The 15,058-nt window shown below is 58.7% G+C and carries 15 protein-coding genes; 7 read left to right on the top strand and 8 right to left on the bottom strand.

Going from position 1 to position 15,058, the window contains the following annotated elements; genetic code table 11:
• Nucleotides 1–15: 15 nt before the first annotated feature.
• The 4 genes from tnaC to BGO64_RS10470 all read left to right on the top strand — a co-directional run bounded on the left by tnaC (nucleotide 16) and on the right by BGO64_RS10470 (nucleotide 4,472).
• A complete protein-coding gene (gene tnaC, locus BGO64_RS20815; RefSeq protein WP_069652909.1) occupies nucleotides 16–99 on the top strand; it encodes a tryptophanase leader peptide in 84 nt (27 codons plus the stop codon).
• Nucleotides 100–302: 203 nt separating this feature from the next.
• A complete protein-coding gene (gene tnaA / locus BGO64_RS10480) occupies nucleotides 303–1,769 on the top strand; it encodes a tryptophanase (protein ID WP_010672391.1) in 1,467 nt (488 codons plus the stop codon).
• A 69-nt stretch (nucleotides 1,770–1,838) separates the two neighbouring features.
• A complete protein-coding gene (locus BGO64_RS10475; RefSeq protein ID WP_043155441.1) occupies nucleotides 1,839–3,053 on the top strand; it encodes an aromatic amino acid transporter in 1,215 nt (404 codons plus the stop codon).
• 198 nt (nucleotides 3,054–3,251) lie between these two features.
• Complete coding sequence (locus BGO64_RS10470; protein WP_286700639.1) at nucleotides 3,252–4,472, top strand: aromatic amino acid transporter; 1,221 nt, start codon at nucleotides 3,252–3,254, stop codon at nucleotides 4,470–4,472.
• Nucleotides 4,473–4,565: 93 nt separating this feature from the next.
• On the opposite strand, the gene BGO64_RS10465 is transcribed toward BGO64_RS10470, so the two are convergent.
• Nucleotides 4,566–4,970 (bottom strand): hypothetical protein, encoded by a 405-nt coding sequence (locus BGO64_RS10465; RefSeq protein ID WP_010672394.1) that lies wholly within the window; start codon nucleotides 4,968–4,970, stop codon nucleotides 4,566–4,568.
• A 104-nt stretch (nucleotides 4,971–5,074) separates the two neighbouring features.
• Here BGO64_RS10465 and BGO64_RS10460 point away from each other — a divergent pair, with 104 nt between their 5' ends.
• Nucleotides 5,075–5,251 carry a hypothetical protein gene (locus tag BGO64_RS10460; protein ID WP_154676073.1) on the top strand — a complete coding sequence of 59 codons (177 nt, stop codon included), beginning with the start codon at nucleotides 5,075–5,077 and terminating at the stop codon, nucleotides 5,249–5,251.
• A gap of 57 nt (nucleotides 5,252–5,308) precedes the next feature.
• Here BGO64_RS10460 and BGO64_RS10455 read toward each other — a convergent pair whose 3' ends face one another.
• Together BGO64_RS10455 and BGO64_RS10450 are read right to left on the bottom strand one after the other, a co-directional pair.
• Entirely contained in the window at nucleotides 5,309–6,082 is a 774-nt protein-coding gene (locus BGO64_RS10455; RefSeq protein WP_048209314.1) for a transporter substrate-binding domain-containing protein, read from the bottom strand.
• Between the two features lie 165 nt (nucleotides 6,083–6,247).
• Nucleotides 6,248–7,012 (bottom strand): EAL domain-containing protein, encoded by a 765-nt coding sequence (locus BGO64_RS10450; RefSeq protein ID WP_201985733.1) that lies wholly within the window; start codon nucleotides 7,010–7,012, stop codon nucleotides 6,248–6,250.
• 426 nt (nucleotides 7,013–7,438) lie between these two features.
• Between BGO64_RS10450 and BGO64_RS10445 the strand changes: the two genes are divergently transcribed.
• Complete coding sequence (locus BGO64_RS10445; RefSeq protein WP_286700638.1) at nucleotides 7,439–7,945, top strand: P-loop nucleotide/nucleoside kinase family protein; 507 nt, start codon at nucleotides 7,439–7,441, stop codon at nucleotides 7,943–7,945.
• 165 nt (nucleotides 7,946–8,110) lie between these two features.
• On the opposite strand, the gene BGO64_RS10440 is transcribed toward BGO64_RS10445, so the two are convergent.
• The 4 genes from BGO64_RS10440 to glyQ form a co-directional block, all read right to left on the bottom strand.
• Complete coding sequence (locus tag BGO64_RS10440) at nucleotides 8,111–9,640, bottom strand: anti-phage dCTP deaminase (RefSeq protein WP_194759402.1); 1,530 nt, start codon at nucleotides 9,638–9,640, stop codon at nucleotides 8,111–8,113.
• Between the two features lie 70 nt (nucleotides 9,641–9,710).
• A complete protein-coding gene (locus BGO64_RS10435; protein WP_201997461.1) occupies nucleotides 9,711–9,893 on the bottom strand; it encodes a hypothetical protein in 183 nt (60 codons plus the stop codon).
• Between the two features lie 504 nt (nucleotides 9,894–10,397).
• On the bottom strand, nucleotides 10,398–12,467 hold the full coding sequence (gene glyS / locus BGO64_RS10430; protein ID WP_286700637.1) for a glycine--tRNA ligase subunit beta: 2,070 nt from the start codon (nucleotides 12,465–12,467) through the stop codon (nucleotides 10,398–10,400).
• 9 nt (nucleotides 12,468–12,476) lie between these two features.
• Nucleotides 12,477–13,400, bottom strand: a complete 924-nt coding sequence (gene glyQ, locus BGO64_RS10425; RefSeq protein ID WP_005339464.1) for a glycine--tRNA ligase subunit alpha — start codon at nucleotides 13,398–13,400, stop codon at nucleotides 12,477–12,479.
• 187 nt (nucleotides 13,401–13,587) lie between these two features.
• Here glyQ and BGO64_RS10420 point away from each other — a divergent pair, with 187 nt between their 5' ends.
• Nucleotides 13,588–14,166 (top strand): DNA-3-methyladenine glycosylase I, encoded by a 579-nt coding sequence (locus tag BGO64_RS10420; RefSeq protein ID WP_041214140.1) that lies wholly within the window; start codon nucleotides 13,588–13,590, stop codon nucleotides 14,164–14,166.
• A gap of 53 nt (nucleotides 14,167–14,219) precedes the next feature.
• On the opposite strand, the gene BGO64_RS10415 is transcribed toward BGO64_RS10420, so the two are convergent.
• Nucleotides 14,220–14,780: a cysteine hydrolase family protein gene (locus BGO64_RS10415; protein WP_080989849.1), complete on the bottom strand. Its 561-nt coding sequence runs from the start codon at nucleotides 14,778–14,780 to the stop codon at nucleotides 14,220–14,222.
• Between the last annotated feature and the right edge of the window lie 278 nt (nucleotides 14,781–15,058).

Below are 15,058 nucleotides of genomic sequence, written 5' to 3'. Positions count from 1 at the left end.
GTTAATATCAATTGGATGAGCAACAACATGAATATCAAGGTCAGCTATCCCAAGTGGTTTACCCTGGACCATAAGATCGCGTTCTTTTTCCCGCTGTAATTCCCCGCGGCGGCGCGGCATGCCTGCCATGCCACGAGCCCGCCTCCATTCCTGAACTGAAATAGCTGCACCTGTCTTCGCCTGTTTATTCTGGCGAGGCGATGTCGTGCATCCATTTCCCAATATTTCCCACCTGCCGGACATTCTATTTTCGGCGGGGGAAGAGACTCATTTTGAATATTTAAATCTGGGGTGTTTATATTATGGAAAACTTCAAGCATCTGCCCGAACCCTTCCGTATTCGTGTCATCGAGCCGGTCAAGCGCACCACCCGTGCCTATCGGGAAGAGGCCATTGTCCGGGCGGGCATGAACCCCTTCCTGCTGGACAGCGAAGACGTCTTCATCGACCTGCTGACCGACAGCGGCACCGGCGCCATCACTCAGGACATGCAGGCCGCCATGCTGCGCGGTGACGAGGCCTACAGCGGCAGCCGCAGCTACTATGCCCTGCAACAGGCGGTGCAGGAGATCTTCGGCTACTCCCTGACCATCCCCACTCACCAGGGGCGCGGCGCCGAGCAGATTTACATCCCCGTGCTCATCAAGAAGCGGGAGCAGGAGAAGGGGCTGGATCGCAAGAAGATGGTGGCCCTCTCCAACTACTTCTTCGACACCACCCAGGGCCACACCCAGATCAACTGCTGCGTGGCGAAGAACGTCTACACCAGGGAGGCGTTCGATACCTCGGTCACCGCCGACTTCAAGGGCAACTTCGATCTGGTGAAGCTGGAAGAGGCCATCCTGGAGGCGGGCCCCGCCAACGTGCCCTACATCGTCAGCACCATCACCTGCAACTCCGCCGGGGGGCAGCCGGTCTCCATTGCCAACCTGAAGGCGGTGTACGAGATCGCCAGAAAGTACGACATCCCCGTCATCATGGACTCCGCCCGCTTCGCCGAGAACGCCTACTTCATCCAGCAGCGGGAGCCCGGCTACGCGAACTGGACCATCGAGGAGATCACCAGAGAGTCCTACAAGTACGCCGACGGCCTCGCCATGTCGGCGAAGAAGGATGCCATGGTGCAGATGGGGGGGCTGCTGTGCTTCAAGGATGACAGCATGCTGGACGTTTACACCGAGTGCCGCACCCTGTGCGTGGTGCAGGAGGGCTTCCCGACCTATGGCGGCCTGGAAGGGGGCGCCATGGAGCGCCTGGCGGTGGGTCTGCGGGACGGCATGCGCCAGGACTGGCTGGCCTATCGCATCGGCCAGGTGCAGTACCTGGTGGACGGGCTGGAGGCCATCGGCGTGGTGTGCCAGCAGGCAGGGGGCCATGCGGCCTTCGTGGATGCGGGCAAGCTGCTGCCCCACATCCCGGCGGATCAGTTCCCGGCCCACGCCCTGGCCTGCGAGCTCTACAAGGTCGCCGGCATCCGGGCGGTGGAGATAGGTTCCCTGCTGCTGGGGCGCGACCCCGCCACCGGCAAGCAGCACCCCTGCCCGGCGGAGCTGCTGCGCCTGACCATCCCCCGTGCCACCTATACCCAGACCCACATGGACTTTGTCATCGAGGCCTTCGGCGAGGTGAAGAAGAACGCCCACCGGGTGAAGGGGCTGGACTTCATTTACGAGCCGGCCGTGCTGCGCCACTTCACCGCCAGACTGAAAGAGGTCGAGCATAACGACCCGTCAGCCGGCAAGACGCAGAAAAAATTGATAGAAGCATAACGAGTCAGGGGCACAGATTTTTCTGTGCCTTTTTTTTCACTGCTCTGTGAAAGATTTGGAGTGACACACATGACATCAACACCGTCCGTCATTGGAGGGGCCTGCATCATTGCCAGCGTCTGTGTCGGTGCCGGCATGCTGGGGCTGCCGAGCGCGGGAGCCGGGGCCTGGACCAGCTGGTCAACCCTCGCCATCATTCTTACCATGGTCGTCATGACGGTCTCAGGCTGGATGCTGCTGGAAGCCCTGAAACCCTACGCATTGACCGCCTCCTTCAACTCGGTGACCAAGGATCTGCTCGGTCACAGGATCAATCTCTTCAACAACCTCACCGTCTATTTCGTGGGCGGCATTTTGCTCTATGCCTACATCACCTCGTCGGGTCTCATCCTGGGCGGCCTGCTGGGCATCAATAGCCAGCTGGCCTCGGTGTTGTTCGTGCTGGTGTTCTCCTGGTTCGTCTGGCATTCGACCCGGGCGGTGGACAGGATTTCGGTCGTCCTGATCGTCTTCATGGTACTGAGTTTCGTGTTCGGGGTCTCCGGGCTTGCCAGCAAGGTCGACACCGCCAAGCTGTTCAACTCCTTTGCCGAGGAGCTGGGCCGCGCCCCTTACGCCCTGGCCATGTTGCCGGTGGCGCTCACCTCGTTTGGCTACCACCACTCGGTGGCATCGATGCGCGCCTATTACGGCGAGGAGCAGAAAGCCAGGCAGGCGATCCTGGGGGGGACCCTGATCGCCCTGGCGCTCTATCTGCTGTGGCTGCTCAGCATCTTCGGCAACCTGCCTCGTCCCGCCTTCGGCCCCGTCATCGCCAAGGGGGGTGACGTGGATGTGCTGCTAGGGGCGCTGGCCTCGGTGATCGAGTCCAGGCAGGTCTCCCAGGCCATCAACCTCTTCTCCATGGCGGCCATCCTCTCCTCCTTCATCGGGGTGGGGCTCGGGGTGTTCGACTATCTGGCGGATCTGTTCCGGTTCGACAACAGCCGCCGGGGGCGGGCCAAATCCTGGGCGGTGACCTTCCTGCCCCCCCTGGCGCTCTCCCTGATGTTCCCGTTCGGCTTCGTGGTGGCCATCGGCTATGCCGGGGCCGCGGCGACCGTCTGGGCCTGCATCATCCCGGCCCTGCTGGCGAAAAAGTCCCGGGAGCTGGCCCCGGACGAGGCGGGGTTCAAGGCCCCCGGCGGCCAGCCCATGGTGGTGGCCGTCATCGTCTTCGGGGTGCTTACCGCCATCTTCCACCTGATGGCCATGGCGGGTCTGCTGCCCGTCTACACCGGCTGACCCAGGTGTGCTGAACCTGGCCCCATCCCGAACATATTCCACGGATGGGGCGCAGGATCCGGCCCGTTTCCCCCCATTTCCCCTCCGGATTTGATACCCGAAGGCATGCAGGGTAAAGTCCCCCGGCGCCAGCAGTGGCGAACGCAGGAGAAGCACGGCGGTGTGCCGTGACCAGTCGACAATCCGTTTGGGGGAGTAATGGAACAGAAACCATCGTTGGTGGGCGGGGCATGCATCATTGCCGGCGTCTGTGTGGGGGCCGGCATGCTGGGGCTGCCGAGTGCGGGGGCGGGCGCCTGGACCCTCTGGTCCATGCTCGCGGTAGCACTGACCATGGTGGTGATGACGGTCTCCGGCTGGATGCTGCTGGAGTCCTATCGGGGCTATCCCCTGCGCGTCTCCTTCGATACCGTGACCCGGGATCTGCTGGGGGAGAAGGTCAACGCCCTCAACAATCTCAGCGTCTACTTCGTCGGTGGCATCCTGCTCTATGCCTACATCACCTCGGCCGGTCTCATCATCGACGGCATGACGGGGATGGGCAGCCAGTGGGCGTCCGTGCTCTTTACCCTGGCCTTCTCCCTGCTGGTGTGGCACTCCACCCGGGCGGTGGACCGCATCTCGGTGTTGCTGGTGATCCTGATGGGGCTGAGCTTTGCCTTCGGCATCTCGGGCCTGTCGATGAACGTGCGCCTCGATCTGCTGCTCGACCGGGTGGGCAGCGAAGTGAGCTACGCCCCCTATGCCCTGGTGATGCTGCCGGTGGCGCTCACCTCGTTCGGCTACCACCATTCGGTCTCCTCCATGCGCGCCTACTACGGTGAAGAGCGCCGTGCCAGCCGCGCCATTCTGGGGGGCACCCTGATCGCGCTCGCGTTTTACCTCATCTGGCTGGTGAGCGTCTTTGGCAACCTGCCCCGCAGCGAGTTCGGCCCGGTGATCGCAGAGGGGGGCAACGTGGATGCCCTGCTCAAGGCCCTCGGTTCGGTGATCGAGTCCAAGGCGGTGGCCAGCGCCCTCAACGCCTTCTCTATGGCGGCCATCCTCTCCTCCTTCATCGGGGTGGGGCTCGGGGTGTTCGACTACCTGGCGGATCTGTTCAAGTTCGACAACAGCCGGGATGGCCGCGCCAAGTCCTGGGCGGTGACCTTCCTGCCGCCCCTGGTGCTCTCCTTGCTGTTCCCGTTCGGCTTCCTGGTGGCCATCGGCTATGCGGGCGCCGTGGCGACCCTGTGGACCTGCATCATCCCGCCCCTGCTGGCCTGGAAGGTGCGGTCGGCCCGGCGCGAAGACGGTGGCGAGGGCTTCCGCGCCCCCGGTGGCCTCTTCATGATCGTCCTGGTGATCCTGTTCGGCGTGCTGACCGCCGCCTTCCACCTGCTCAACATGGTGGACCTGCTGCCCGCCTACAAGGGCTGAGCCGTTACCCGGGTCGCAGTGCCAGCACACAATGACAAGGAAGGAGCCTCATGGGCTCCTTCTTGCTTGTCACACAGGCAATATTGGCGTCGGTTACTGAATGCCGACCGACAGGGAGTGGGGGACCTTGGCGCCTTTACGGGCGGTGGCGCGCATCTGGTAGACCTGGATCAGGTACTTGCCCGACTTGGGCAGGGTGCCTTGCCATTTTGTGTCCACGTTGCCGCCGCCCAGTGCCTCGGCCTGACCCGGGATGGCGCCCGGCGCGAAGACGTTGAAGTTGGCATTGGTGCTGCCGGTGATGGCGACCGTCATGGTCTGGCCTTCTTTGGCGCCCAGGGTGTAGTTGATGGTGTCATAACCGGAGAAGGTGCCGTCAACCTTGGCGCTGTGCGCGCCTTTGGCGAAGTGCACCGGCACCGTGGTCACCTTGTCTGCCGCCTGAACCGAGGCCGCCATCATCATGGCCAGCAAGGCGGCCGTTACTGCTTTTTTCATTATGTATTGCTCCTGTGATCGGGCCCTGGCACGGGCCTCGATGGGAAGATATGCCTGAACGATGACGGGACTCCATCGAAATGATGGGGCGGTCGGAGCGGGGGATGTTGCAAGATTTGGGGTATGCACAGACGGACATGGTGCCTTTTGGCCGCAAGCCAGATGAACACAAGGTCGATGGGGTTTTATATGGCGAGTTCCCTGATACAGGGGGCGTTTTTGTCAACGTGGTGTTGACGAACAGGGTGCCCGCTGCGGCCATGAGTCTGCGACAGAATTGATCGCCCCGGGTCTCCTGCATGGTCAGGGCGCGGGAAGGCGTGCGGAAAAAGAGGACGTTAAGGTTGGCTGGTGCCCCCAGCCGCCATGGCCTGCTGCTCATAGCGCGCCACCGTGCCGTCCTGCTTCATTTGCCGGATCACGCCGGCAAGGGGGGCCAGCAGATCCTGATGCCGTTCGTGCAGATAGACGTAAGAATCGGCCAGCTCCATCACCCCGGCGGAGTAGATGCCGGCATAGCCCGGGTCCTGGCGCGTCAGGGCGGCGAGGGCCTGGCTGGCAATCAGGGTCTGCTCGACATAGAGGTCACTGCGCCCCTTGAGCAGCTTGCCCATCCCCTGCTCGGCGGTGGCGATGGCAAAGAGCCGGTCCGGTGCCACCACCTTGCCCAGCATCATCTCCGGCAGCTTGGCGCCACGGCGAAACTCGACCCGATAACCGGTGCCCTGCAGGCTATGCCACCCCTGCAGCTGGATCCCGGGCTGGTGGGCATAGGCCTGATAGGAGACGGCGAAATGGGGCTCGGGCACGCGCTGGAGGGTGCGGGTCTGCTGCTGGTAGCTGGCGGCGCGGTGGATCTCGCCATCGACCTGTCCCTGCTCTGCCAGCAGGGGGGCCCGTCCCCCGGGGTAGCCCTGGTACTGGAAGTCATAGCCCAGGCGGGCGAACGCATCCCGATAGATGAGATCGAGCCAGCGACCATAGGGGGACTCCCTGGTTTCAAGGGAGCTCACCAGTGTGATGTTGCCCCTGCCTTGCGCCCCCCATACCTGGAAGGCCAGCAGCAAGAGCAGTGAAAGAGCGAAGAAGCGGTATCCTGAAACCTGCGCCATGGTGTCCCTGTCAGAGCGGTGGTTGCAAAGGGTGACAGTCCCATCCTAGCCCAGGGGGTTGCCCGGTCCAGCGCTTTCTGCCGTCCGCCCGTGGATACCCTCCGGGCCGCCTCCCGTCCCGCCTTGCCCGACTGAACGCCAACCAAGGGAGATGGCCAGCGCCGCTCACAGGCTGGCGAAATCCACCTCGGGCAGGGTTTCGAAGCCGGGGCGGGCAAACAGATAGCCCTGCATCAGGCTGACGCCCATCTCCCGCAGGCAGGCCATCTCGTCGCGGGTCTCGACCCCTTCCGCCAGCGGGGTGATCTGCAACTCCGTAAACAGCGCCAGACAGTGGCGCACTATGGCCTGACGGATCGGGTCCTGGTCGATGCCGCGCAGCAGGTGCATATCGAGTTTGATGATGTCGGGGCGAAAATCGGCCAGCAGGCTCAGGCCCGAGTAACCGGCGCCAAAGTCGTCGATCGCCGTCTTGAAGCCAAGGGCCTGATAGTGATCCACGATGCCGCGAATATGGCGGTTGTCCTGCACCTGCTCCACCTCGGTGAACTCGAACATGATCTGCTCGATGGGAAAGAGATGCTCGCGGGCCGCCTGCAACGTGGTGCGGATGCAGCGCTCCGGGCGATAGACCGCATTGGGCAGGAAGTTGATGCTCAGCATGCCCCGCATGTCGAGGCGGGCGGCCAGCGCGATGGCCTTGATCCGGCACAGCTGATCGAAGCGGTAGCGGTTGTCGTCGTTGACCCGGTCAATCACGCTCTGCGCCGACTCGTTGTTGAGCCCCCGCACCAGGGCCTCATAGCCGAAGAGGGTGCGCTGGCTGCAATCGACGATGGGCTGGAAGGCCATGGTGAAATCGAAGTCGAGATCCACCTGCTCATGACACTGCTGGCAGAGGGGGGAGGACGGGGCGGCAGGTATGTCCATGACGTTCCTTTCAAGGCGTGGGGTCGCGAGAGATTGCCTCAAAGGATAACAGCTCCTCTCTCGCCGGCAGAGGTTATTCCTTGGGGCTGGCGGGTATCGGGTAGAGGATTGTGTGGCAAAGTCGGGGCCATGATGGATTCGACAATGACCGATCAATACCAAGCAGCATACTCCGTAGGCCTCCGTCTCCCCGTAGGTTCGATTAGCGCAGCGTAATCGGACGAACGAGAGGTGTTGATAGTGGTTGTTGCCGTGCAACAGGAGCGGCCAACCGGAGTGGAAAATTCGGCTGGCCGTGAGAACGGGAGAATCAATTTACGCGAACGTCCGATTACGCCTGGCGGCTAATCGAACCTACGGGCTGTGGGTGCGATGGTAATCCGATACCCTATGGCTCGGATTCTTCTTTCATCACGGGAATGGGACATGCTGATCATCTTCAGTGGTTTGCCGGGCAGCGGAAAAAGCACCATAGCACGGGCTCTGGCCCGGCGGTTGAGGGCCGTCTACCTGCGCATCGATACCATAGAGCAGGCCATTCGTGCCGCTGAGCAGGGGGATAACGAGATGGGGCCGGCCGGTTATTTCGTCGCCTATGGGCTGGCCAGAGAGAACTTGGTACTTGGCTCGATCGTCATCACGGATTCCGTTAACCCCATCCAGCTCACCCGGGATGCTTACCACGACATCGCCCGCTCGGTCGGGGTGCCCTGTCTCGATGTCGAGGTGGTCTGCTCCAATCCGAAGCTGCACCGCGAGCGGGTCGAAAACCGGACGGTGGATATCGAGGGGCTGGCATTGCCGGATTGGCAGGCGGTGATCACACGCGATTATGAGCCCTGGGACAGTGAGCGTCTGGTACTGGATAGCGCCACCCTGTCAGTCACCCAGAGCGTGGAAAAGATTGTCGCCGCGTTGGGAAAGCCGTTGTAGGTTCGATTAGCGTAGCGTCATCGGACGAACGAGAGGTTTTGATTGCGGTTGTTGCCGCGAGTCTGCGGCGGCCAGCCGGAGGAGGAAATACGGCTGGCCGTTATGGTGGGAGAATCCATCTACGCGAATGTCCGATTGCGCTTGAAGGCTAATCGAACCTACGAGCTAGATATTCTCAGAACCAAGCATGTCATTAACGATAGTCGTTATTTTCAATTCATAAGAGTGGTAATCATCTAGATATTGGGTGTCAACATGGTAAGACTCGTTGACTCCATTAAAGATTACCTTTCCATTTTTATCTTTCCGTTCAGAGTTGAACTTGAAGAAGTCTTCATAGCGGCTTGGGGACGCGCCTTCAAAAGGTGAAAATATAACCTTTTCAATTTCTTCTATATCAGATATTGAGTCGTCATGTAATTTCAGTGCAAGGCTTTTCTCATATGGCTCAATATATACGACTCTAGATATTCCAGCTGCAACGATATGCCTAGCACAGTTGTGGCATGGGTAGGTTGTTGCAAACAAAATTTTTTCTTTCGTAGACTCTGAATTATCTCTTGCCAAGCTGACAATTGCATCCATCTCGGCATGAATTGCTCTAGAGTATTCGATAAGAGACTTGATTTTTGTCTCAGAGGTTATTTTGTTTGCTAAGTCATTAATAATGTGTGGATCTTTAATAAAGTCTCTGATTACGCTAGTAATTTCTTCTTTTAATAATTGTTTATGTCGATCATTAGAACACTGTCCACGGCGTACACATCGGAAGTCTTTAAGTGTACTTGAGGTATATAACCCTCCACCGGCTGCCGGCACATCATTACATCCAGTTGCAATGACTTTCCCATTTTTATCCATGATTGCTGCCCCAACTTGGCGAGATAAGCATGCCGACCTTAGTGAGGCAGAGTAGGCAGAGTGCATACCAATCTCATCATGCGTAGGGGTAATTCCATTTACTCCATGTATTAGTTTTATAAATCGTTCCACAGATTCTTGTAATAACTGAATTTGGTTATATACATTACGGATGAAGTAATCAGATTTAAATAACGTTTTTTCTACCTGCTGGCCAAAGCTATCATTATCTTTTCTATCTCTTCTTATTAACTCATCTATTTGTTCTGGTAAGATATTTTCTTCTTCTAAATTAACTCTTCTTTCTTTTTCAGTTCTTATTAGTCCTACAAGATAAAAGTTGTGGTTGTAGACAGTCTTTAGGAGATCTGCCTCATCAGGATGCTTTAATTGGTCAAGGATATAGGCCACTTTCTTATCAGTCTTAATTACCTGTCCTAATTCTTTGTCCTTACCATAGTGCATTTTTCTCAGAGTGGCGATTTCTTTTATAGCTAATGCTGCCAGAATGGTTTTCTTATGGTTTTTTCTAAGGCTGTCGCCTGCATCTTGAAGGAGTAAATATCTTTCATATCCACTCAAATCTTGTAGAGAATTATTACCAGATGCTTTGATGATAAGATCACTTAGCCTTATGTGATAAACATCATACCCACAATCTTCTAGCTTTTTCTTTAAGGTGGTTTTTAGAGGTTTGACACCTGAACCAATAGCACCACATAAGCCAATAATTAGCTCTTGTGAACGCCTCCCTTTTATAACATCAATCAGATCGTTTGAGGTTGAATTGTCAACAGAAGGAGCACTTTTTTTTGATTTAGCTGGCAAAGACATATTAAAAACCCCCGAGAATAAATTTAACTATTCATAGGGGGTTTCAATATAAAGGTCAATATAAATGATTCTACCAATCCAGCTTTTGTGCTGCGAGTAACAAACCTTGGGTTGCTCTCGCTCGTGCGGACTGTTTTGGCTTTAAGTCAATCAATATTGATATTTGGTTTTGCTCAGAGGTAGCCTTGATTTCCTTTTTATTATCAATGGCTTGCAGTTTCTTCTGCTTAAAAGCATACATCGAAGTAACCATAAATAAACCTCCAATTCAATCTCCTAGCGTCCTAGCTTGGAGTTGTCCACTTAACAAAACAGCAGAGTATTCTACTTACTTTAAAAATCACTTCAACTAAAAATAACGTACTTGTAGCTAACTTACTAATACAAAATAAGAAAAAGTAAATCTAGGTCACCATATTGAGGCGTGGCTACAAGATGTAGTAGAAAAATTTTATTTTCTTTCAATATATAGTGTTTAGGAAGATGCGTTGCTGAGGGGGAGATTGTGGATCCTTCTGGTTTTCCGAGGCAAGTGCGTTGGAGGAGGCTATCTGGTGTGGTGAGTGAAGAAGCAGGGATAGTCTTTGTTAGTTTCTTGGACTATCGGGACGCAACGATCAGTAGAATATGGTTTCATGGTGCCTAAACGTTAAAGCTCGCTCGTTATTTGAATCTATGATTGAACGGTATTTTTAGATCTCGCCAACAAAAACGGCGCCTTTCGGCGCCGTTTTTTGATCTAGCCAACAAACCTCAATCACTGCAGCAGGGAGATATCCGCTACTTGCAGGAACAGGTTGCGCAGGTTGTTCAGCAGCGCCAGACGGTTGGCCTTGAGGGCTTCGTCGTCGGCCATCACCATGACTTCGTTGAAGAAGGTATCGACCGGCTCGCGCAGGGCGGCCAAACGGGTGAGGGCAGCCTGATAGTCACCGGCAGCGAACAGCGGGGCCAGTTCGGCTTGCAGTTCGGCAACCTGGGTGGCCAGCGCCTTCTCGGCGGCATCGACCAGCAGTTCCGGTTTGACGGCAGTCGGCAATGGAACCTCGACCTTGGCCAGAATGTTGCTCACGCGCTTGTTGGCGGCAGCCAGGGCCAGTGCGGCATCCAGCGTGCGGAAGTGGCTGACGGCCTTGACGCGGCGATCGAAGTCGAGCGGACGGGTCGGGCGGCGGGCCAGTACGGCCAGCACCACGTCGGCACCGATGCCTTCGTCCTGATAGGCGGCGCGGAAGCGGCCCAGCATAAAGTCGACCACGTCGGTGACGACGGTTTTGTTGGTCAGCTTGTCGCCGTAGACGCGTACCGCTTCTTCAACCAGTTCAACCAGATCCAGATCCAGCTGCTTCTCGGTCATGATGCGCAGGGCACCGATGGCGGCGCGACGCAGGGCAAACGGGTCCTTGTCACCCTTCGGCAGCATGCCGATGCCGAAGATACCGGCCAGGGTGTCGAACTTGTCGGCCAGCGCGACGGCGCAGGCAACCAGACCGGACGGCAGGGCATCACCGGCAAAGCGCGGCATGTACTGCTCGTTGAGGGCCACGGCAACCGCTTCGTCTTCGCCATCGTGACGGGCGTAGTGCATCCCCATGACACCCTGGGTGTCGGTGAACTCGCCGACCATGTTGGTCATGAGATCACACTTGGAGAGCAGACCGGCACGCTTGGCCTGAGCCACGTCGGCGCCGATACGCTCGGCGATAAAGCCGGCGACGGTCTCGATGCGCTCGACCTTGGCCTTGACGGTGCCCAGCTGTTGCTGGAACAGCACGGTTTCAAGGCGCGGCAGGCGGGACGCCAGGGTCTGCTTGAGGTCAGTCTTGAAGAAGAACTCGGCGTCGGACAGACGGGGGCGAACCACCTTCTCGTTGCCGCTGATGATCTGGCTCGGGTCTTTGGACTCGATGTTGGTGACGAAGATGAACTTCGGCAGCAGCTTGCCGTTCTTGTCGTAGACCGGGAAGTACTTCTGGTCACCCTTCATGGTGTGTACCAGCGCTTCAGCGGGAACGGCCAGGAACTTCTCTTCAAAGTTGGCGGTCAGCACCACAGGCCACTCGACCAGTGCGGTCACTTCTTCCAGCAGGGCGTCGTCCAGATCGGCCACGCCACCGAAGGCGGCAGCGGCCGCTTCGACGTCAGCCTTGATCTTGGCCTTGCGCGCCATGAAGTCGGCAATCACCATGCCGCGCTCCTGCAGGATCTGCGGGTACTGGCTGGCGTTGTCGATGGTGAATTCGCTCTCGCCCATAAAGCGGTGACCGCGGACGGTGCGGGCAGAGTCGATACCCAGAATGTGGGCGGGAACCAGCTCGCCGTCCAGCAGCAGGGTTACGGTAAAGACCGGACGCACGAACTGGATGGTCTTGTCGCCCCAGCGCATCATCTTCGGGATCGGCAGCTTGGCCAGTGCGGAGGCAACCAGTTCGCCCAGCAGATCGACGGCCGGACGGCCTTCGACCTTGGCGGTGTGAACCAGCCATTCGCCCTTGTCGGTGACCAGACGCTCGGCCTGCTCAACGGTGATGCCGTTGCCACGGGCCCAGCCTTCGGCAGCCTTGGTCGGCTTACCGTCCGCATCGAACGCCTGAGCCACGGCCGGGCCGCGCTTCTCGACGCTCTTGCTCGGCTGCTCGCCAGCCAGCTCGCTTACCTTCAGCGCCAGACGGCGCGGGGAGGCAAACCACTCGACGTCGCCGAAGGCCAGATCGGCCTTGGTCAGTTCGGCTTTGAAGTTGTCGGCAAAGGCTTCGGCCAGGGAGCGCAGGGCTTTGGGCGGCAGCTCAGCAGTACCGATCTCTACCAGAAATGTATGTTGTGCCATGTCCGTTCCTTAACCTTGCTTGTTCTCACTGCGCTGACACATAGGGAAGCCCAGCGCTTCGCGGGAGGCGTAGTATGCCTCTGCCACGGCCTTGGTCAGGGTGCGAATGCGCAGGATGTAGCGCTGACGCTCGGTGACCGAGATGGCCTTGCGGGCATCCAGCAGGTTGAAGGAGTGAGCGGCTTTGAGGATGCGCTCGTAGGCAGGCAGCGGCAGCGGTTTTTCCAGTGCCAGCAGATTCTGGGCTTCCTTCTCGTACTGCTCGAAGCAGTGGAACAGGAACTCCACATCGGCGTGTTCGAAGTTGTAGGTGGATTGCTCCACTTCGTTCTGGTGGAACACGTCGCCGTAGGTGGTCTTGCCCAGCGGGCCGTCAGACCAGACCAGATCGTAGACGCTGTCCACGCCCTGGATGTACATGGCCAGACGCTCGAGACCGTAGGTGATCTCGCCGGTGACCGGCTTGCACTCGAGGCCGCCAACCTGCTGGAAGTAGGTGAACTGGGTCACTTCCATGCCGTTCAGCCACACTTCCCAACCCAGACCCCAGGCACCCAGGGTCGGGTTTTCCCAGTTGTCTTCCACGAAGCGGATGTCGTGGATCTCGGGATCCATGCCCAGCTCTTTCAGGGAGCCCAGATAGAGTTCCTGAATGTTGTCGGGGGAGGGCTTGATGATCACCTGGAACTGGTAGTAGTGCTGCAGGCGGTTCGGGTTCTCACCGTAGCGGCCGTCAGTCGGACGGCGGGACGGTTGTACGTAGGCGCAGGCGATGGGCTCCGGGCCCAGGGCGCGCAGGCAGGTCATGGGGTGGGAGGTACCGGCACCCACTTCCATATCCAGCGGCTGAATGATGGTACAGCCCTGGCGGGACCAATAGTCCTGCAACTGCAGGATCAGGCCCTGAAAGGTTTTGACATCGAATTTTTGCATAGTGTTTTTCGCGCGAAATGAAATCAGAGCAAGATTTGCTGAATGTGAACCGAGGGAGTATACCGTCTGGCATGGTCGGATAATAGGCGAAATTACAGGGGATTAGTGGGGCTATGTTGCCGCTTGCCCTATGATGTCGCCGACGCAAGCGGCCTGCCGATGGCCGATGAAAAACAGGGGAGAGGAAATGGAACTGCGCTGCGCCTGGGTGACCAGAGACCCGGAATACATCGAATACCATGACAAGCAGTGGGGCAGGCCGGTGTATGACGCCCGCGAGTTGTTTGCCAAGCTCTGCCTCGATGGTCAACAGGCGGGGCTGTCGTGGATCACCATCCTCAAGCGCACCGAGAGCTACCATCGCGCCTATGCGGATTTTGATCCGGTGCGCATCGTGCAGTTCGACGAGCAGGATGTGGAACGGCTGATGCAGGATACCGGCATCATCCGCAACCGACTCAAGGTGCAATCGATCATCAAAAATGCCCGCGCCTATCTGGCGCTGGAGGCCGAGGGCATCGACTTCGTCGATTATCTGTGGGGCTTCGTGGGCGGCGCCCCCATCGTCAACCAGCGTCAGGGCAACGGCGACATTCCGGCGACCTCGCCGGAGTCGGATGCCATGTCCAAGGCCCTCAAGAAGCGCGGCTTCACCTTCGTCGGCAGCACCATCTGCTACGCCTTCATGCAGGCGGTGGGCATGGTGAACGATCATCTGGTGACCTGCCCCTGCCACGCCGAGTGCCAGCAAGCAGCGGCGACGTGAAGGGGAATGAACGAAGAAGGGAGGCTCAAGCCTCCCTTCTTTTTTGCTCTGAATCAGCAGGGCTCAAGGGGGCGGCCGAGCGCCTCGCACACCTCGTCGCTGCTCATCAGCCGCACGAAGGGGCCGGCCAGGGTGGCATTGTGATGGGCGATGATCTGGGGGGCGGTCAGTTGCGGCGTGTCCATGCAGGTATGGGCATCGCTCACCAGCACTACGGTGTAGCCGAGATCTGCCGCCGCCCGGCAGGTGGTGTCGATGCAGTACTGGGTCTTCATGCCGGTGACGATCAGGGTCTGCACGCCGTCCTCTTTCAGCCAGCCATCGAGACCGGTGCCATGGAAGGCGCTGGGGCGCTGCTTGTCGAACACCCGATCGGCCTCGCCGACGACCAGCTCAGGCGCAAGCTGCCAGAACGGACTGCCGGCGGCGATGGGGCTGCCGGCCGGGCCCGTGTGGCGCACCGCCAGCACGGGGAGAGCGGCACTGCGGGCCGCCTGGCTCAGGCGATTGATGTTGGCCAGGGTCTCGGCCCCGGCATGGGGGGCTTCCGGGCCGTGAAGGAGGCCCACCTGGATGTCGATGATGAGCAGCGCGGGGCGGGAAAGGGACGACATGGTCATGGCTCCGTGAGAAATGTCACCCACTCTGGGGCCATGGGCTCTTATGAGACAACCCGCATATGGGGGGCTCCATCGCGCCAGACCCATGGAGCATGTTCCGTTGCACCGGGCCAGGGGCCTTTTCGCCCCTCGGTACAGCCGGGATACAGTCACACGGGTTCACCATCGGGAGCGCCATCACGAGGGAGTCCCGTGTCACTGAGCGCCGTTCGCCCTCTCTTCCCCGGCCTGATCGGCTGCACCCTGGGGATGACGTCGCTCGTCAGGGCAAA

The sequence above is a fragment of the Aeromonas sp. 62-46 genome (assembly GCF_001898585.1).
In the GTDB taxonomy this organism is placed as follows: Bacteria; Pseudomonadota; Gammaproteobacteria; order Enterobacterales; family Aeromonadaceae; genus Aeromonas; species Aeromonas caviae.
Note: the sequence above shows the minus strand (reverse complement) of the source record. Positions and strands in the feature narration are given on the sequence as shown.